At 73.5% G+C, this 19503-nt stretch carries 10 protein-coding genes; 4 read left to right on the forward strand and 6 right to left on the reverse strand.

From position 1 onward, the window contains the following. The 3 genes from ACFV4N_RS24965 to ACFV4N_RS24975 form a co-directional block, all read left to right on the forward strand. Positions 1–651, forward strand: a 651-nt coding sequence (locus ACFV4N_RS24965; protein WP_499675014.1) for a LuxR family transcriptional regulator, incomplete at its 5' end; no start/stop codon positions are given. Between the two features lie 576 nt (positions 652–1227). Further along, positions 1228–2403 (forward strand): metal-dependent hydrolase family protein, encoded by a 1176-nt coding sequence (locus ACFV4N_RS24970; RefSeq protein ID WP_499675015.1) that lies wholly within the window; start codon positions 1228–1230, stop codon positions 2401–2403. Between the two features lie 41 nt (positions 2404–2444). Continuing rightward, the gene (locus ACFV4N_RS24975; RefSeq protein WP_499675016.1) at positions 2445–2942 is read left to right on the forward strand and encodes a helix-turn-helix transcriptional regulator; all 498 of its coding nucleotides are present in this window, start codon (positions 2445–2447) and stop codon (positions 2940–2942) included. Here ACFV4N_RS24975 and ACFV4N_RS24980 read toward each other — a convergent pair. The 6 genes from ACFV4N_RS24980 to ACFV4N_RS25005 are packed head-to-tail and all read right to left on the reverse strand — an operon-like array spanning position 2873 to position 17528. Next, positions 2873–3559, reverse strand: a complete 687-nt coding sequence (locus ACFV4N_RS24980; protein ID WP_499675017.1) for a thioesterase II family protein — start codon at positions 3557–3559, stop codon at positions 2873–2875. The two genes, ACFV4N_RS24975 and ACFV4N_RS24980, sit on opposite strands and share 70 nt — an antisense overlap. Continuing rightward, positions 3556–4692, reverse strand: coding sequence for an acyl-CoA dehydrogenase family protein (locus ACFV4N_RS24985; protein WP_499675018.1), 1137 nt, complete (start codon positions 4690–4692; stop codon positions 3556–3558). Before ACFV4N_RS24985 ends, ACFV4N_RS24980 begins: the two co-directional genes overlap by 4 nt. Then, the gene (locus ACFV4N_RS24990) at positions 4686–7787 is read right to left on the reverse strand and encodes a non-ribosomal peptide synthetase (protein WP_499675019.1); all 3102 of its coding nucleotides are present in this window, start codon (positions 7785–7787) and stop codon (positions 4686–4688) included. Before ACFV4N_RS24990 ends, ACFV4N_RS24985 begins: the two co-directional genes overlap by 7 nt. After that, complete coding sequence (locus ACFV4N_RS24995) at positions 7784–15097, reverse strand: amino acid adenylation domain-containing protein (RefSeq protein ID WP_499675020.1); 7314 nt, start codon at positions 15095–15097, stop codon at positions 7784–7786. Before ACFV4N_RS24995 ends, ACFV4N_RS24990 begins: the two co-directional genes overlap by 4 nt. Next, positions 15094–16272 carry an FAD-dependent oxidoreductase gene (locus ACFV4N_RS25000; protein ID WP_499675021.1) on the reverse strand — a complete coding sequence of 393 codons (1179 nt, stop codon included), beginning with the start codon at positions 16270–16272 and terminating at the stop codon, positions 15094–15096. Before ACFV4N_RS25000 ends, ACFV4N_RS24995 begins: the two co-directional genes overlap by 4 nt. A gap of 14 nt (positions 16273–16286) precedes the next feature. Continuing rightward, positions 16287–17528, reverse strand: a complete 1242-nt coding sequence (locus ACFV4N_RS25005) for a DegT/DnrJ/EryC1/StrS family aminotransferase (RefSeq protein ID WP_499675022.1) — start codon at positions 17526–17528, stop codon at positions 16287–16289. 155 nt (positions 17529–17683) lie between these two features. Here ACFV4N_RS25005 and ACFV4N_RS25010 point away from each other — a divergent pair, with 155 nt between their 5' ends. Beyond that, on the forward strand, positions 17684–19471 hold the full coding sequence (locus tag ACFV4N_RS25010; RefSeq protein WP_499675023.1) for an AMP-binding protein: 1788 nt from the start codon (positions 17684–17686) through the stop codon (positions 19469–19471). The last annotated feature ends 32 nt before the right edge of the window (positions 19472–19503 follow it).

Here is a 19503-nt window from a genome sequence, read left to right on the forward strand (position 1 = left end):
GCGGTGGACCTGCTGCGCTGCGGGCGGCTGCTGGCCACCTGGGGCGACCGCGCGCCGCACCCGGTGCGCTGGCGCCCGGCCGCGGTGGTGGCGCTGCTGGACGCGGGGAGGCGGGCCGGCGCCCACCGGCTGGCCGAGGCCGAGCTGGCGGCGGCCCGCGACCCGCTCGAACGGGGCCGCGCGCTGAGCCTGCTGGGCCGCACCACCGGTGGCGCGGCGGGGGTGCCGCTGCTGGCCGAGGCGACCCGGGTGCTGGCGGGCACCCCGGGCCTGGACGCGATCGAGGCGATGGGCGAGCACGGCAGGCTGCTGGCCCGCCTGGGCCGGGAGCGCGCCGCGCGGGCCCGCCTGAAGGAGGCGTGCCTGCTGGCCGAGCAGGCGGGCGCGCGGCGGCTGCGCGACCGGTTCGCGGCGGAGCTGCGGGCGATCGGGGGCCGGGTGCGCGGGCAGTCCCACGGACCCGGCGCCTTGACGGCGGGTGAACGCCGCACCGCACGGCTTGCGGCGGCCGGGCGAACGAATAGGGAAATCGCCGAACAGTTGTTCGTCACCCGACGCGCGGTGGAAATGCACCTGACACAGGTGTACCGGAAGCTCGGTATCACGGGTCGCCGCGAGATCGCGGGCGCAGGCGTCGATCCTGATATGTGACGCGCATCTCGGGAGCGGTTCCGAGGCGGTCGGGCGGCAGTCGGTCCACCACCGCGCCCGCAGCGGAACTCGAGTCCACTTCAAGTTTTTTCGGAGAGTAATGTGGCCCGTTGCCCGAACTGCGGGGCGTCGGTGCCCGAATCGCGCCCGGGGGGTACCGCCAACTGCGGGAACCGGCCCTCGTGGCGATGCCCGAGTGAATGAGGGCTGCTTCGGCCGTCGTTCGACGTGGTCCGGATGGCGGCCGAGTAATTTCACCGAGTGAATACGCGGCGGCGGCCGTCCGGGTGATGTGGGTGACGGGGGTAACTGTCAAATAAGGAACGCGAACGGGATTCCGTCACGCTGCCCGGCAGTTTCGTCACGGCACCTTAGTGCACTAATCGTCACGCTTCCCTTCTCAAACGTCACCCCGGCCCCTAGTCTGGGCAATGGTTGTGACCTCCCGGTGCCGGTTCTCAAGATCGGCCGGGTGTTGTCGCGTGAGAGCCTCAAGGGGGATCGGTTCCATTGCGCATTCAGGCTGAACTCCTGCTGCCCGGACGGGGGAACCCCGTGCGGAACGCCGTCGTGATTGTGGACGGAACGACGATCACCTACGCCGGACCGGCGGCCGACGCACCCGCGTCGACCGGTGACGAGGTCCGGGTCCCGGTGGTCATGCCCGGGCTGTGGGACTGCCACACCCACTTCTCCGGGCTGCACGGCCAGGTCAGCACCGAACGCATCATGCTGACCCCGGCCGAGGTGGCGGTCGCCCGGTCGGTGAAGGACGCGGAGGCCGTGCTGGCGGCTGGGTTCACCAGCGTCCGCGAACTCGGCGGGTACGGGGTGTACCTGGCCCGGGTGATCGACGAGGGCACCGTGGCCGGGCCGACCGTGTACGCCGCCGGCCGCATCATCAGCCCCACCGGCGGGCACTCCGACGCGCACGGGTTGCCCTACGAGTGGGTGGTCGACCCGGGCCGCCGGGACGGCATGCTCGCCGTGGCCGACGGCGTGCCGGAATGCCTGCGCGCGGTGCGCAAGCAGCTCCGGCTCGGCGCGAAGGTGATCAAGGTGTGCGCGTCCGGCGGTGTGCTCAGCGAGCTGGACCACCCGCTGCACCAGCAGTTCGGCGCGGACGAGCTGCGGGCCATGGTCGAGGAGGCGGGGCGCGCGGAGCGGGTCGTCGCCGCGCACTGCCACGGCAAGAAGGGGATCATGGCGGCCCTGGAGGCGGGCTGCCGCACCATCGAGCACGGTACGCACCTGGACGACGAGGCCGCGCAGGCCATGAAGGAGGCGGGCGCCGTCCTCGTGGCCACCCGCACCGTGTACGAGGCGATCCTGTCGCGTCGGGACTCGGTGCCGCCCAGCGCCCTGCGGAAGCTGGACGAGATGGCGGACCGGCACCTGGCCGCGATCGCCACCGCCCGCGACGCGGGCGTGACCGTGGCCGCGGGCACCGACCTGGGCACCAGCTCGCCGGGGTCCCCGTTCGCCTGGGGCCGCAACGGGGCCGAGTTCGCGCACCTGGTGGCCGCCGGGTTCACCCCGGCCGAGGCGATCGAGGCGGGCACCGCGAACGCCCCGCTGACCCTCGGCCCGCAAGCGCCGAAGTCCGGGCTGCTCGCACCCGGTCACGACGCCGACGTCATCGCGTTGTCCGAGAACCCGCTGGACGACGTGACCGCACTGACCCGTCCCACCACGGTGACACACGTTTGGAAGTCCGGACGACTCGTCAAACAACCCGTTACGAAGGGGTGAGGCAGCGGGTGAATTTCGAACGAACCGACAATTGCACACCGATGCACACGTTGGACGACGAAGGCGTGCGCGCCGTCATCGACGTGATCGACAAGGTGTTGGCCGGATTGGAGGAACTGGGTGAGTTCGCCCGCCGCACAAGAGAGGGGCTGCTCGGTCCGGACGTCCTGGCGTGGGACCGCTCGGCGGGCCCGCGTCACCGGCCCGCCGAGCAGCCCTGCGCCGACCCCCGCCACAACGGGGAGCGGCCGCGGCTCACCAGGCGACAGCAGCAGGTCCTGGACCTGCTCACCGAAGGCGCGTCGAACCGCCGGATAGCCCGGATGCTGCACATCACCGAGCAGACGGTCAAGGCGCACCTGCACATCGTCTACGACAAGCTCGGCGCGTCGGACCGCACCGAGGCCGTCGTGATCGCCATGAACCGCAGGCTGGTGCCGTCCGGGATCAGACCGGACGGCGACCAGCCTCAGCCCGCCGCGGCGACCAGGGCCGCGGCGACCTCCGCGAGCAGCGCTTCACGCGCTTTCGCCAGGTAGAAGTGGTTGCCGGGGAACAATAGCCGGCGAAACAGACCCTTGGTGTGGTGTTGCCACCCATCAAGCTCAGCTGGGGTGACATCGGGATCGGCGAGGCCGCCATACGCGTCGACAGGGCAGTCGAGCAGGGGTCGCTCGACGTACCGGTAGGTCTCGGAGATCGTGAAATCGGCTCGGAGCGCGGGCATCAGCGCGCGCAGGAACTCCGGGCTGTCCAGGACGACCTGGGGGGTCCCCCCTGTCTCGGCCAAGCGGGCCAGGAACTGCTTGTCCGGCAGGTCGTGGATGACCGGCTCCCGCAACGGCAGGTGCGGAGCCCGGTGCGCGGAGGCGAACAGCCGCACCGGGCTCCGGCCGAGCCGGTGGGCGACCTCGTAGGCCAGGACGGCGCCCAGGCTGTGCCCGAACAACGCGTACGGATCACCGGTGTCGATGCGCGGCAGCACGTCGTCCAGCGCGGCCTCCAGCGTGTCGACCGGCCGGTCTCCCAGCCGCTGCCCCCGGCCGGGGAGCTGCACCGGGCACACCTCGACGTACCCGGGCAGCTCCGCCTGCCAGGTGCGGAACATCCGCGCGTCGCCCCCGGCGTGCGCGAAGCAGTACAGCCGCACCGTCACAGCACGCCGCCGATCGCCCGGAGCAGGATGTTGGACGTGCCCTCGTAGATCTTGCCCGCCTTCGCGTCCCGGTAGAACCGCTCCACCGGGTACTCGCGGGTGTACCCGTTGCCGCCCAGCACCTCCACCGCGCACGACGCGGCCCGTTCGGCGACCTGCGAGGCGAACAGCTTGGCCATCGCGGTCCGCCGCAGCCGCTCGGCGATGTCCGCGCCCGCCGCCACGTCCCGGGTCACGTCGTAGAGCAGCGCGCGGGCCGCCGCCACCTCGGTCGCCACCTGGGCGAGCGCGAACCGCACGCCCTGGTACGAGCCGATGACCTGGCCGAACTGCTCGCGCTTGGCGCTGTAGGCCACCGCCTCGTCCAGCGCGCCCTGGGCCAGGCCCACGAGCTGGGCCGCGATGCCGATCCGGCCGATGTCCAACGCGGCGATCGCGACGCCCTCGCCGTTGCCGAGCCCGCCCAGGCAGTCCTGCCGGCGCACCTCCACCCCGGACAGCACCAGGTCCGCGGTGGAGGCGGCCCGCACGCCCAGCTGCTCGGTGCGCGGCTCGACGCGCAGCCCGGGCGCCTCCCGGTCCACCAGGAACGCCGAGACGCCCTGGTCGCCGGTCCGCGCGAACACCAGGAACAGGTCGGCCTGCCCGGCGTTGCTGGTCCACCGCTTGCGACCGGTGATCCGGAAGCCCTTGCCACCCGGCTCGGCGACCGTGGACATCGCGAACGCGTCGCTGCCCGAGTTCTCCTCGGACAGCGCGAACGCCCCGATCCGCCGGGTGGCCAGTTGCGGCAGGTAACGCCGCTTCTGGTCGTTGTCGCCCAGGCGCAGCAGCGTCGCGACGACCAGCGCGTTGTGCACGTCCACCGCCACCGCAACGCCCGAGTCGACCCGGGCCACCTCCTCGATGGCGAGGACCACGTGGAACAGCGGAGCACCGCGCCCGCCGTACCGGGTGGGCGCCTCCAGCGCCATCAGCCCGGCGGAGAACAACTCCGCGCGCAGCTCCGGGTCCAGCGTCGCCTCGCGGTCCATCCGCTCCGACAGCGGTGCGATGCGATCCCGCGCGAACCGGCGCACGTACTCCCGCCACGCCTCATCGGTCCACACCTCGGTGCCGGCCGCCGTCAGCACGCCCGCTCCCGCTCCACGAGGCGGGCCAGCTCGCTCACCGTCGGCGACACGTACAGCTCGCGCAGCGGGACGGAGACGTCCCAGCGGGACCGCAGGATCGTCATCAGCCGCATCACGTGGCCCGAGTGCAGGCCCAGCCCCGCGAACTGCTCGTGGACCCCGACGTCGGGCAGCGACACCATGCCGGCGACGATGCCGCTCAGCTCCCGCTCCAGCTCCGACCGGGCGCCGCCGCCCGCCGCCGCGGGCAGGTCGAGGTCGGGGAGGGCCCGCACGTCGACCTTGCCGCCCGCCGTGGTGGGCAGCCGGTCCAGCCAGGTGAACGCGGCGGGCACCATGTACTCGGGCAGCCGCCGCGCGGCGAACTCCCGGACCTCGGCCTCCGGCACCCGTTCGCCGGCCGCCACGCCGTAGCACAGGATCCGCGCCGAGCCCGCCCCGTCCGGGCGGGTCGTGGCGGCCACCGCGCCGACCGCCGGGTGCGTCCGCAGCACGGCCTCCACCTCGCCCAGCTCGACCCGGTGGCCCCGGATCTTGACCTGGTGGTCGTCCCGGCCGCCGAAGTGCAGCGTCCCGTCCGGCGCGGCCCACGCCACGTCCCCGGTGTGGTACATCCGCTCGCCCGTGCCCGGCTCGACGCCGAACCGGCGCGCGGTCAGCTCGTCGCGGTCGTGGTAGCCCAGCGCCACCGCCTCGCCCGCGACGGACAGCTTGCCGCGCGCACCGGGCGGCACCGGCCGGCCCCGGTCGTCGAGCAGGTAGGCGCGCTGGTTGGGCAGCGCCCGCCCGATCGGCAGCGCCACGTCGGTGCGGATGTCGTCCTCGGTGATCCGGTGCCACGTGGACACCACCGCGGCCTCGGTCACGCCGTACAGGTTGTGCAGCTCGGGTCGCTCGGCGCCGTGGCGCTCCAGCCACGGCCGCACCGTCGCGGCGGTCAGCCGGTCACCGCCGATGAACACGTGCCGCAGCGCCGGGAACGCGCCGCCCGCCACGGTGAAGCTCTCGAACAGCAGCGGGGTCTGGCTGCACACCGACACCGACTCCGCCGCCACCAGGCCGGCGAACCCGTCCGGCGACAGCAGCGTCAGCTGCGGCACGACCACCAGCCGCCCGCCGTTGCCCAGCGCGCCCCAGATCTCCCACACCGAGTAGTCGAAGGAGAAGGAGTGGCTGAACGTCCACACGTCCTCCGCGCCGAACCCGAACAGGTCCCGGCCCGCGGCGAGCAGGCTCTGCACGTTGCGGTGGGTGACCACGACCGCCTTCGGCTGCCCGGTCGAGCCCGACGTGTAGAGCACGTAGGCGGGGGAGTCGGCGTCCACCTCCGGCAGCGGCGCGCCGGTCGGCTCCGGGAACTCCTCGCCCAGCCGCAGCTCCGGTCCCGTGAACCCGGTGTCGCCGGTGCTCACCACGGCCCGGACCGCCGCGTCCTCGATCATCGCGGCCCGCCGGTCCGCCGGGTGGGACGGGTCCAGCGGCACGTACGCCGCGCCCGCCCGGAACACCCCGATCATCGCCGCGACCAGCGCGTCAGACCGCTCCAGGCACAGCCCGACCCGGTCGCCCGGCGCGACGCCCAGCGCCACCAGCCGTTCCGCGACGGCCGTGGCCCGCTCGTCGAGCTGCCGGTAGGTCAGCCGGCGGTCGCCGAACACGACGGCCTCCGCGTCCGGCGTCCGCGCGGCCCACGCGGCGAACGTCTCGTGCAGCGGCACGCCCTCGGCCACCGAGGTCCGCTCCGCCGCGCCCGGCAGCGGCGTGACCCGCTCCGGCGCGGGGAACAGCTCGCCGATGGTCAGCTCCGGTGACTCGGCCAACTTCGTCATCACCGCGCGCAGCTGGTCGCAGAACCGGTGCGCGGCCTCGGCGGAGAACCGGTTGCGGTCGTAGATCACCCGCAGCGGGATCCCCTCGCCCGGCATGATCACCATCGTGATCGGGTAGTGCGGCCTGCCGTCGTAGTACAGCGAGGTCATCTTCATGCCGGTCTCGGCCAGCGCGAAGTCCGGCGCGGGCATGTTCTCGTAGGACACGCTGCTCTCCAGCAGCGGCACGTCCAGCGGTAGCTTCAGCACCCGCTGCACCTCGAACAGCGGCACGGTGGTGTTCTCCCGGACCGCCGCGATGTGCACCTGGAGGTCGCGCAGCCACGGCACCGCCGCCCGCGTCGGCTCCAGCCGCTCGCGCACCGGCATGGTGGCGATCAGCGGGCCCAGGATGGTCTCGCTGCCGGGCAGCTCCGCCGGCCGGTGCGCCATGGTGAAGCCGCACACCACGTCGTTGGTGCCGTAGTGGTGGGCCAGCACGATGAGCCACGCGGCCTGCACGATGGTGTTCAGGGTGAGCTGGTTGGTCCGCGCCAGCTCGCGCAGGCCCGGCTCCAGGTCGCTGAGGTCCAGCCCCACGAACCCGTGCGTCGGCTCGCCCGGCCGGGTCTCCACGCCGCCCAGCCGCAGCGGCTCCGGCGGGGTGAACCCGTCCAGCTCCTCGCGCCAGAACTCGACCGCGTCCCGGCCGTCCTGCTGCGCCCACCAGGCCACGTAGTCCCGGTAGGGGCGCATCGGGCGGTCGGGCGGCTCCTCGCCCAGGCACTCGACGCGGTAGGCGTCGATGAACTCGTTCACCGCCAGGCCGAACGACCAGCCGTCCATCAGCAGGTGCGACAGCCGCCAGGCGAACAGCCACTTCGACGGCTCGCTGTGGATCACCGTGATCCGCATCAGCGGCGCCCGGTCGAGCGGGAAGCCCTCCACCCGCTCACGGTCCAGCCACTCGTCCAGCCGCGCCTGCTGCTCCTCCTGCGGGACGTCCCGCCAGTCGAGCACCTCCAGCGGCATCTCCGCGTGCCGGTGCACGACCTGGATCGGGTTGCCCTCCTTGCGCCAGTGGAACGAGGTGCGCAGGATCGGGTGCCGGTCCACGACCCGCTGCCAGGCGCGGCGGAACTCCTCCGGCCGCAGCGCGCCCTCGAAGGTGAGCACGATCTGCTCGATGTAGACGCCCGCGTCGCCGCGCGCCATCTGCTCGAACAGCAGGCCCTGCTGGATCGGGGTCAGCTCGTAGACATCCTCGATGTTGCGGTTGGCGCTCACGGCCGGTGCTCCTCGAACGTCGACAGGATGGCGTCCAGCTCGTCCGCGCCGATGTCGGCGAGCGGGAAGTCCGACGGGTCGTAGTGGGTCGTGCCGGTGCCGGCGCAGTGCGCGGTGACGGCCCGGACGGCGTCGCCGAACGCCCCGGCGACGGCCGCCACCTCCGGCGCCCCGGCGTGCCGCCAGGTCAGCCGCAGGCCGCCCGCCACCACCACGCCGGAGACCTCGGCGACCGTGCCGGCCGGCGCGGTGACGCCGTGCGGCCCGGTCGGGTCGGGCCAGTCGCGGTCGACGAGTTCGCGCACCAGCAGCCGCGGCCCGTCGCCCGGGGCGCTGCCCTGCCGCAACCGCGCCTTCACCGCCGGCACGGTCCCGGCCGGGTCGTCTCCCGCCACGTCGACGGCGATGACCTCGGTGAACCTGCCGATGGCCTGCTCCAGCGCGGGCGGTCGGGCGGACCGCTCGGCGGTCAGCGCCACACCCGGCCACCGGGGCAGCGCGATCGCCAGCGCGGCGGTCACCGCCTCCCCGAGCCCGAGGCCGTAGGCGTCGTACGCCGCCTCGCGCAGCGCCCGGGTCTCCTCGGCGGTCAGCTCCGTCACCAGTTCCGCGTCCAGCGCGACGGTGCCGCCGGCCGGCACCCGGGTCCCGGCGTGGTCGCCCGTCCACGCCAGGAACGAGCCGGGCAGCCCCTCCCAAGCGGACGAGCCGCGCTCGGCGATGCTCCGGTAGGCGTACTCGAAGTCCGCCCGCAGCAGCGCCCAGGACACGTCGTCGGCCGCCGCGGCCGCGACCAGGAACACCAGCCGGTCCCCGTCGTCGGTGTGCAGCAGCGCCAGCTTCACCGCGGGACCGGACGACGGGTCGGTCTCGGCGGCCAGCTCGTCCACGATGTCGGCGATCGCGGCCGTGGACAGCCCGCCGAGGTCGATCTCGGTGAACAGGCCGTCCTCCGGCACGCCGCCGTCGTACTGGCCGGCGCCGCCGTCCGGCAGGGCGCTCAACCGCAGGCGCAGCGCGTCGTGCCGCCGCACCACGTCCCGGATCGCCTGCTCCGCGACCGCCGGGTCGAGCGGCCCGGGGGGCGTCACCACCAGCCGGGTGACGTGGCCGCCCGCCGCCAGCTCGGCCTGGTGCGGGGTCAGCGGCAGGGAGGCCGCCTCCGGCTGCCGGTCGGACGCCAGGTCCAGCCGCCGGGCCAGGTCGAAGAAGTGCTCGCTCTCGAACAGGTCCTGCGGGCCGATCCGCAGCCCCTCGGCCGCGGCCCGGCTGACGAACCGGATGCCCATGATGGAGTCGCCGCCCAGCGCGAAGAAGTTGTCCGAGCCGCCCGCCGTCTCCACCCCCAGGATCTCCCGGGCCAGCGCGAGCAGCGTCGCGGCGGTCTCGCTCGTCGGCTCGTCACCGCCGCCGTGCCCGGCGCGGTCCGGGGCGGGCAGCGCCGCCCTGTCCACCTTCCCGTTGCCGCTCAGCGGGAAGCTGTCCAGCAGCACGAAGTCCGCCGGCACCAGGTAGTGCGGCACCACGTCGGCCAGGTGGGCGCGCACCGCGTGGGGGAGCGCCTCCGGGTCCGCGCCGGGCGCGGGCACCACGTAGGCCACCAAGCGCTGCTGGGTGCGCTCGCCCACCGCCGCCGCGACCACGGCTTGCACGTCCGGGTGCTGCGAGATGGCGTGCTCGACCTCTCCCAGCTCCACCCGGAACCCGCCGATCTTGACCTGGAAGTCCTCCCGGCCCAGGAACTCGATCGAGCCGTCGGGCAGGTAGCGGCCCAGGTCGCCGGTCAGGTACAGCCGCTCGCCGGTCACCGGGTGCGTGACGAACGACTCGGCGGTGCGCTGCTCGTCGTTCCAGTAGCACGTGGCCAGGCCGACGCCGCCGATGTAGAGCCGACCCGTCGTCCACACCGGCGCCGGCTCCATGCGGTCGTTGAGCACGTGGAACGACTGGTTGCGCAGCGGGTAGCCGTAGGGGATCGACGTCCACTCCGGCGGCACCTCGTCGATCGGGTAGGCGATCGACCACACCGCGGCCTCGGTCGCGCCGCCCAGGCTGACCACCGACAGGCCGGGGCACACCGCCCGCGCCCGGTCCGGCAGCCGCACCGGGATCCAGTCGCCGCTGAGCAGCGCCACCCGCAGCGGCGAGTCGCCCCGCTCGCCCTCCAGGTGCGTCACCAGCATCTCCATCAGCGCCGGCACCGAGTTCCACACCGTGACGCCGTGGGTGCGCACCAGGTGCGCCCAGTGCGCCGGGTCGCGCCGGGCGGCGGCGTCCGGCAGCACCAGCGCACCGCCGGCCCCGAGCACCCCGAACACGTCGAACACCGACAGGTCGAAGCTCAGCGAGGACAGGCCCAGGACCTTGTCGGCGGAGGTGACGCCGAACCGCTCCACCACGTCCACCAGGGTGTTCAGCGCGGCGGCGTGCGACATCGCCACGCCCTTGGGCGTGCCGGTCGACCCGGACGTGTAGATCACGTACGCCACGTCGTCCGGCGACGCGGGGCACTCCCAGTCGCCCGCCGGCGCCCACTCCGGGCTCTCCGACACCTCGACCAGGGCCACCGAGTCGGGCCACGCGTAGCCGTCACCGGCGCCGACCACCACGCACTCGACCCCAGCGTGCTCGATCAGCCACTGCCGCCGCTGCTCCGGCAGCTCGGGGTCGATGGGCACGTACACGCACCCGGCGGCGGACGTGCCGACCACGGCGACGATCTGCCGCCAGCTCTTGGTCAGCCCGATGCCGACCACCTTGCCCGCGCCCAACCCGCGCCCGGTCAGCGTGCGCGCCAGCTCCACCGCGCGACCGGCCAGCTCGGCGTGGCCCAGCACCCGGTCGGGGCTGATCACGGCGGGCGCGTCGCCCCCGACCCGCAGCAGCCGGCTGGTCAGCAGCCCGTCCGGCCGCGGTCCGGCGGTGTCGTTCGCGCGCTCCCGGGCCTCCAGCTGCGCACCGGGCGGCGTCGCGATCGGCGGGCCCTCCCAGCCCTCCGGCCCGGCCAGGCTCTCCAGCAGCTCGTGGTAGGCGTCGAAGATGTCGCCCATCAGGCCATCCGGGAACAGGCCGTCGACCGCGTGCCAGGCCAGCTCCAGGCGCCCGCTCAGCTCCAGCACGAAGTGGTCGATGCTGACCTGCGGGGTCTGCGAGATGAACCCGGCCTGCTCGCCCAGCCACGCCACGGGCGATTCCTTCGCCGCCGCGTCGGTCTCGGTCGGCAGGGCGCTGGTGAACACGATCGGCATCACGCCGCCCGTGGTGTCGCGGCGCAGTCGGTTCAGCTCGCGCAGGATGCGCACGCCGCTGACGTAGCGGTGCTCGAAGTCGGCCCAGCTCTGCGCCTGCACCTGGCTGACCAGCTCGCCGAACGTCCGCACCGACCGCAGGTCCACCTCCAGCAGCTCGAACGAGGCGAACTCGCCGACCATGGCGTCCACGGCGGGGTGGAACGGCAGCCGGTTGACCGCGGTGAAGTTCAGCGTGAAGTGCTGGCTGCGGCTCCAGCGGCCGATCGCCGCGGCGTAAGCGGCGAGCAGCACGCTCGACGGCGTCACGCCGTGCTCGCCGGCCCGCTCCCGGATCGCCGACCAGACCTCGCTCTGCAGCACGCCGTGCCGCCGGATGAACGTCGGCCGGGTCAGCTCGCCCGGCGCCACCACCGTCGGCAGCTCGGGCGCGGGCGGCAGCTCGCGGACCCGCTGCTGCCAGTACCGCAACGACCGCTCGTACAGGTCGGTCTCCCGCAGCGCCTCCTCGGCCATCACGTAATCGCGGAACGACACCTCGGCGGGCTCGGCGGACAGCTCCGGGTCGGCGTAGAAGTCCCGCCACGCGGGCAGCACCTGGTAGAAGAAGCTCGCCACGTCCGCGCACAGCAGGTCGAAGCTGATGTGGGTGCGGATGGTCCGGTCGTCCAACCGGGAGATGCTGACCTCCCACAGCGGCCAGGTGTCGGCGGACCGGACCTCGGTGGACATCCGGTCGGACACCTCGGCCAGTCGCGCCGCGGCCTCCTCCGGGGCCAGGCCGCGCAGGTCCAGCTCGGCGAACACGTACTCGGGGACCTCGGCGAGGATCCGCTGCCTGCCGTCGGGCAGCACCACGATCCGCAGCATCTCGTGCCGCCGGACCACCTTGCGCCACGCCCGCTCCAGCCGGCGCGAGTCCAGCGTCTCGCTGTCGAACTCCAGGTAGACGTGCGGTGCCACGCCGCCCATGTCGAAGCTGCCCATGCGGCCGATCCACTGGGCCTGCTGCATCTCGTTGAGCGGGAACGGCTCGTGCCGCCGCGCGGGTTCCGGGGCCAGCTCCGGCAGGTCGCCGACGACCTCTTCGACCGGTGCGCCGGCCACCAGCTCGGCCAGGCCCGCGACCGTGGGCCGGGCCAGCAGCTGGCTCGGGGACGCGGTGCGCCCCACCTTCGCCCGCAGCCGGTTGAGGATCTGCGTGGCCAGCAGCGAGTGCCCACCCAGCTCGAAGAAGTTGTCGTGCACGCCGATCGGGCTGATCCCGAAGAACTCCGACCACAGCTCGGCGATCGCCGTCTCCAGGTCGTTGCGCGGAGCGGTGTAGCCGGACATCAGGTGGTCCGGCCGCGAGTCGCCCTCCTCGCCGGCGGGTTCGGCGACCTCGACGGTCAGCTCGGAACCCGGCGTCGAGCGCGGCTCGATCCAGTGCCGCCTGCGCTGGAACGGGTAGCCCGGCAGCCGCACCCGACCCGAGGTGGGCTGCGAGGCGGACCAGTCGACCTCCGCACCCGCCAGCCACAGCCCGGACAGCGCGCCCAGCAGCACCTCGACGTCGGACGCCTCCTGGTCCGGCCGCCGCATCGCGGCCACCACCGGCACCCGGGTCTCCACGGCCTGCCGCGCCAGCGTGCCCAGCGTGTTGCCCGGCCCGACCTCCAGCAGCACGCTCGCGCCCAGCTCGGCCACGGCGGTGCGCACGGCCTCGCCGAACCGCACCGGCCGGCGCATGTGGGCGCCCCAGTACGCGGGGTCGGTCGCCTCGTCGCCCAGCGCGGCGGTCGTCACCGTCGACCGGATCGCCAGCTGCGGGCGGCGCAGCCGGACCCGCTCGACCTCGGCGGTGAAGCCCGGCACGATCGGGTCGACCATCGCCGAGTGGAACGCGTGCGAGGTGTGCAGCGGCCGGGTGCCGACGTCGATCTCGGACAGCCGGACCCGCAGCCGGGCCAGCTCGTCGTGCGGCCCGGACACCACGCACAGGTCGGGGGCGTTCACCGCGGCCACCGACAGGCCCGGCGTCAGCAGCCCGACCACGCGGTCCTCGCCCGCCGCCACGGACAGCATCCCGCCCGACGGCAGGTCCTGCATCAGCTTGCCGCGCGTGGAGACCAGCCGCAGCACGTCGGCCAGGTCCAGCACGCCCGCGAGGGTCGCGGCCACGAACTCGCCCAGGCTGTGCCCGACCATCAGGTCCGGGGTGACCCCCCACGACTCCAGCTGCACGGCCAGCGCGTACTCGGTCACGAACAGCGCCGGCTGCGCCAGCGCGGTCTGCCCCAGCCGCTCCGCCGCGGCCGGGTCGCCTTCCGCGTACAGCGCTTCGCGCAGGTCCGAGCCCAGCACCGGCGCGAGCACCTCGGCGCACTCGTCCACGGCGGACCGGAACACCGGTTCGGCCTCGTACAGCCCGCGGCCCATGCCGGGGTACTGGGTGCCCTGGCCGGGGAACAGGAACACCAGCTTCGGCGGCGCGAGCGGCGCGGCCGAAGCCATCACGCGCGCCGGATCGCCGCCGCGCAGCAGGTCCACCGCGGTCGTGGGGTCGTCGGCGACCAGCGCCCGCCGGAACCGCAGGGCGCCCCGGCCGTGCCGCAGCGTCGCGGCGGCGGCGGCGAAGCTCGCGGGGTCGGCCTCCAGGAAGTCCGCGAGCCGAGCCCCGGCCTCCTCCAGCGCGCGCGGCGACTTCGCCGACAGCACGACCACCTGCGGCCGGGCCGGCTGGTCCGGCTCGGCCGCAGGCGCCACCGGGGGAGCCTCCTCCAGGATCGCGTGCGCGTTCGTGCCGCCGATGCCGAACGAGCTGACCCCGATCCGGCGCGGGTGGGCGCCGTTCGGCCAAGCGGCCTGCTCGGTGTTGACGTAGAACGGGGTGCTGCCGAAGTCGATGCGCGGGTTGGGCTTGCGGAAGTGCGGGTCCGGGGTGAGTTCGCGGTGCCGGAGCTGGAGCACGGCCTTGATCAGGCTCGCGATGCCCGCCGCCGACTCCAGGTGGCCGATGTTGGCCTTCACCGAGCCCAGCGCGCAGAACCCGGTGTCACCGGTGTGCCGGGCCATCGCCCGGGTCAGCGCGGTGATCTCGATCGGGTCACCCACCTGGGTGCCGGTGCCGTGCGCCTCCATCGCGGTGATGGTGCGGGCGTCCACGCCGGCGGCGTCCAGGGCGCGGGCGATCAGCCGCTCCTGCCCGGCGACGCTGGGCGCGGTGTAGCCGACCTTGTCCGAACCGTCGTTGTTCACCGCCGTCGACCGGATCACCGCGTGCACGACGTCGCCGTCGGCGATCGCGTCCTCCAGCCTGCGCAGCACGACGACGCCGACGCCGTTGCCGAACACGGTGCCCTGCGCGTCGGCGTCGAACGGGCGGCACACGCCGTCCGGCGAGTAGATCAGCCCCTTCTCGAACAGGTAGCCGACCCGGTGGGGCACCCGCACGCACACACCGCCCGCGATCGCGGTGCCGCAGTCGCCCGCGTGCAGCGCCCGCGCCGCCTGGTGCACCGCGACCAGCGAGCTGGAGCACGCCGTCTGCACGGTCACCGCCGGCCCGTTGAGGCCGAGCAGGAACGCGGTCCGGCTCGCCAGGTAGTCCTTGTCGTTGTGGATCTGCAGCTCGAACATGGTGGGGCTGGTCACCACCCGGTGGCCGCCCAGCAGGTTCGACATCAGGTACGCCGACATGCCCGCACCCGCGAACACGCCGACGTCGGAGTCGGTGCCGGGGCCGCGCCCGGCGTCCTCCAGCGCGTGCCACGCCGCCTCCAGGAACAGCCGCTGCTGGGGGTCGAGCAGCGCCGCCTCGCGCGCGGACAGGTTGAAGAACGCCGCGTCGAACTGGTCGACGCCGTCCAGCACGGCCGCCGCGCGCACGTACTCGGGCCGGCGGAACACCTCGGCGGGCACGCCCTCGGCGAGCAGGTCCTCGTCGGACATCTCGGTGATGGACACGACGCCGGAGCGCAGGTTGCGCCAGTACTCGTCGACGGATGCGGCCCCGGGGAAGCGGCCGGACATGCCGACCACGGCGATGTCCCCGGAGTGGGTGCTGATGCGGTCGGTCACGGCCGGACCTTTCGGAGCGCGGACGGGGACAGGCGGGTGATGTCGTAGGGGGTGCGCCCGTCGACGGCGAGGTCGACGCAGATGCGCCCGAGCAGCGGCACGAACTTGAAGCCCCACCCCGAGCTGTAGACGACCAGGTTCTCGCCGTGCGGCACCAGGTGCTCGACGGTGCCCAGGTGGAACTGGCGCTCCAGGTCGCCGGGCAGCGCGGCCAGGCAGGCGGACGTGTAGGCGGGCGTCGGGTCGAGCGAGGGCACGTGCCGCGCGATCCACTCGCCGACCCGCCGGACGTGCCGCGGGTCGGGCCGCCCGGTGGCGTCGTCGGCGCGGTCCAGCGGGTTCACCTCGAACACCGAGCCCACCCGCAGCAGGCCGTTGGACGTCCACGGGTTGCGGCCGAAGCCGTAGAACAGGTTGGTGTCCTCTTCGGTCGGCTGCTGGAACACGAACCAGAACGGGAAGTCGACCTGCTCCGCGCGGCGGCGCATGGTCACCAGCGGCATCTCGTACAGCTTGATGTCCAGCTCCACGCCCAGCGGCGCGAGCAGGTCGTTGGTGCTCCCACCCGCGGCCAGCACGACCTTCGACGCCCGGTAGGTCGCCCGCTCGCCGCGCACCGTCACGCCGTCGGCGTCCGGTTCGACGGCGAGGACCCGTTCCCCGTCGCGGTAGGCGCAGCCCGCCTGGGTGCCCAGGCCGTACAGCGCGCCGATCGTGCCCTTCACGTCGATCGTGCCGCCGTCGGGCTGGAGGAAGCCCTCGTAGTGGCCGGGCAGCGCGGCGAACCCGAACCGCCGCTCGATGTCGGACGCGCCCAGCCACTCGTAGCCGACGTCCAGCTTGTCCATCACCCGGGCGGTGTCGCCGATCCGGCCCTCGTTGGTGTCCACGTCGACGTCGCCGAACCAGAGGCTGCCTATGTGGTGGATCAGCGTGCGCTCGGCCTGCGACTCCAGCTCCCGCCACAGCGGGCGGGCGGCCAGCGTCAACCGGAACAGGTCCTCCTGCGTGTACTGGAGCCGCCAGTGCCGCTCCGCGCCGCTGCTGCCGCCCCGCTCGTTGAAGAAGCCGTGGCGGTCCAGCACCACGGCCCGGAGACCGCGCGCGGCGGCGCGCCAACCGGTCGCCAGGCCGATCGGCCCGCCTCCGACCACCACGATGTCGTAGTTCTCCACGCCGTCTTCCCTCCCTACGCGCGGGCCAGCGCCCGGATCTGGGTGTCCACCCCGGACAGCACCGCGTCCAGGGCGTGCACCAGGTCGGAAACCTCGCGGTCGGTCAGCACCGGTTGGCACGGCAGGTTCACCTGCTCGTGCGCCCACACCCGCTCGGCCACCGGGCACTCACCCGGCCTCATGCCGCGGGCCCGCCACTCCGGCAGCAGGTGCAGCGGGAAGTAGCGCAGCCGCATCTCCACGCCCTGCCGCTCCAGCCGGTCGACCAGGTCGTCCCGCGTCACGCCCGCCGCGGGGTCGACGAAGAACGTGTAGAGGTGGTAGGAGTTCAGCACCCCGTCCGGTTCCGGCACCGTGCGCACGAACGGGTAGCGCGCCAGCACCTCGTCGATCCGCGCCGCGATCGCCCGCCGACGGGCCACCAGCTGGTCCAGCCGGTCCAGCTGCACGATGCCGACGGCCGCGCTCGGCTCGGACATCACCGCGTTCGTCCCGGGGTGGCGTATTCGGGCGCAGTCGTGGCTGTGCGCCAGGCCCGGGTGCAGCATCCACGGCCGCGGCACCTCCCGCGCGCCCATGCGCCGCACGTACACGCTGTCGGACTCGTTGGAGCGGATCAGGTCCAGCCGCCGGGCCCAGTCGTCCCGCTGGACGGTCACCATCCCGCCCTCGCCCAGGGTGGTGATGTTCTTGCTCGAGTGGAAGCTGAAGCAGCCGATGTCGGCCAGCGCACCCGGGCTCCGGCCGTAGTAGGAGGAGCCCAGCGCGTGCGCGCAGTCCTCGACCACCAGCACGTCGTGCTTCCGGGCGATCCGCATGATCGCTTCCATGTCGGCGGGCAGCCCGCCGTAGTGCACCAGCAGGATCGCCCTGGTGCGCGGCGTGACCAGCGCTTCGACGGACGCCGGGTCCGCGTTGAGCGTCGCCGGGTCGACGTCGCAGAAGCGCACCCGCACGGGGGATTCCAGCAGGGGTTGCACAGTCGCCTTGTACGTCTGCGGTGTTGCGATCACCTCGTCACCCGGTTGCAGGTCCAGCAGGCTGATGGCGAGTTGGAGGGCCACCGTGCCGCTGGTCACCGACATCGCGTGCCGAACTCCGGTCAGTTCCCGGAAACGTTCTTCGAACGCCTCGCGGCAGGTCCCCGCGGACAGCGGCCGGCCCGACGCCAGGGTCGCCGAAACAGCGGCGGCCTCCGCTTCGCCGAGGATGCTGCCGCGTTTGGGATAAGGAACGAGATAGCGGTCTGCGGACATCGTGTGAACCACTTCCCCAACGGTTTGCCGCTGCGCTGCCGACTTCCCGATCCTGTAACGGACCACGGGGATGGACCACTGTCCGTTGGACAGGGTCGGTTCTACGACCATGGATGAGATTCACCGGGCACCCGGGCGGTCCTATCGTCGGAATCATGGAGCAACTGCGGGCGCTGTTGGCGGAACTCGGTGTTTCGGAATCGGAGATGACCCGGGACGCGCGGCTGCGGGCCCACCTGGCGCTGGACTCGACGGAAACCGTGGAGCTCCAGAACCGGCTGGCCAAGCGGTACGGCGTCGCGGTCGACCTCTGGGACGTCCACGACTTCACGCTCGGCGAGCTGAGCGACCGCATCAGCCGGTCGTTCCCGGTGGCCCGGGTGCCGGTCGGGCGTGCCACCGAGTACGCCCGCAGCGGCCTGTGGGGTGACCGGAGGGTGGACGAGTTGGTCCTGCACCCCGGGGTGCAGGACGAGGCCCTGGTGTCCGGGGAGCGCCGGCTGACGCACGCCCAGCTGCACGACGCCGTCGTCGCCGCCGCCGCGAAGCTGGCCGCACGGGGGGTCCAGCGGGGCGACCGCGTGATCGTCCAGCTCCCCAACGACGTCGAGCTGGTCGTGCTGACCCTCGCCCTGTCCCGCCTGGGCGCGCCCCCGATCCTCACCCCCGTCTCGCTGCGCCGCGCGGAGCTGGAGCACCTGGTGCGGGTGGCGAACCCGGTCGCCATCGCGGTGCCCGACCGGTACGCCCGGTTCGACCACCTCGGCCTGGCCCGGGAGCTGGGGGTCCGCACCATCCTGTCGACCGGCGCCGACGACGTGGTCGACCTGGTCGAGCTGTGCGCGCCCGAACCCGGCCTCTCCGGCCCGACCGCCACGGCGGAGGACGTGGCCGTGTGCCTGCTGTCCAGCGGCACCACCGGTCGCCCGAAGATCATCCCCAGGCTCCAGCAGGCCTACGCGTACCAGCTCACGTGCACCCCGGACGTCGCCGGCGTGGACCAGGACACGGTCTACCTGGCCGTGATGCCGGTGACGCACGGCTTCGTGCTCGGCTGCCCCGGTGTCCTGGGCACCCTGGCCCGAGGCGGCCGGGTCGTGCTCGGCACGTCCCCCGAGCCGGGGCCCGCCTTCGAGCTGGTCGAGCGCGAACGGGTCACCCACACCACGCTGGTGCCGGCCCTGGTCGAGCGCTGGGCCGCCACGGGCACGTCCCGCGACATCTCCAGCCTCTCGGTCGTCCAGGTCGGCGGCGCCCGCCCGCGGCGCGGCCAGGTGGAGGACGTCCCGAAGGTGCTGGGCGCCCGGGTCCAGCAGTGCTACGGCATGAGCGAGGGCCTGCTCTGCTACACCGCGCTGGACGACCCCGACGACGTCGTGTTCGACACCCAGGGCCGCCCCGTCTCGCCCGCCGACGAGATCCGCATCGTGGGCGGCGACGGGAAGCAGGTGCGCCCCGGCGAGGTGGGCGAGTTGCTGACCAGGGGGCCCTACACGGTGGCGGGGTACTACGCCGACCCGGCGGCCGACTCCACCTGCTTCACCCACGACGGCTTCTACCGCACCGGCGACCTGGTCCGGGAGACGCCGTCGGGCTCGCTCGTCGTCGAGGGCCGCGTCCGCGACGTCATCAACCGGGGCGGCGAGAAGATCGCCGCGGCCGAGCTGGACCTGCTGGCCGCCGAGCACCCCGACGTGCTCGCCGCGGCCGCGGTCGCCGCGCCCCACCCCAAGCTCGGCGAGGTGACCTGCCTGTTCGTCGTGCCCCGCGAGCACCCCGGCCCGGACCTGGACGACCTGCGCACCTACCTGGCGGACCAGGGCCTGGCCCGCTACAAGCTCCCGGAACGGCTCGAAGTCGTCGACGCGCTGCCCTACATCGGCATCGGCAAGGTGGACAAGAAGGCGCTGCGCGCCCGGTTCCGCACCGACGACCGCTCCTGAGCCCGCCGTGGGACGGGTGCACCCCGAGTCCC

This window comes from Actinosynnema sp. NPDC059797 (assembly GCF_042732085.1).
In the GTDB taxonomy this organism is placed as follows: domain Bacteria; phylum Actinomycetota; class Actinomycetes; order Mycobacteriales; family Pseudonocardiaceae; genus Actinosynnema.

Bases quoted from the DNA above. Each gene is read 5' to 3' on its own strand.
- ACFV4N_RS24975 (WP_499675016.1), top strand. From the start codon at position 2,445: ATGCACACGTTGGACGACGAAGGCGTGCGCGCCGTCATCGACGTGATC.
- ACFV4N_RS25005 (WP_499675022.1), bottom strand. From the start codon at position 17,528: ATGTCCGCAGACCGCTATCTCGTTCCTTATCCCAAACGCGGCAGCATC.
- ACFV4N_RS25010 (WP_499675023.1), top strand. From the start codon at position 17,684: ATGGAGCAACTGCGGGCGCTGTTGGCGGAACTCGGTGTTTCGGAATCG.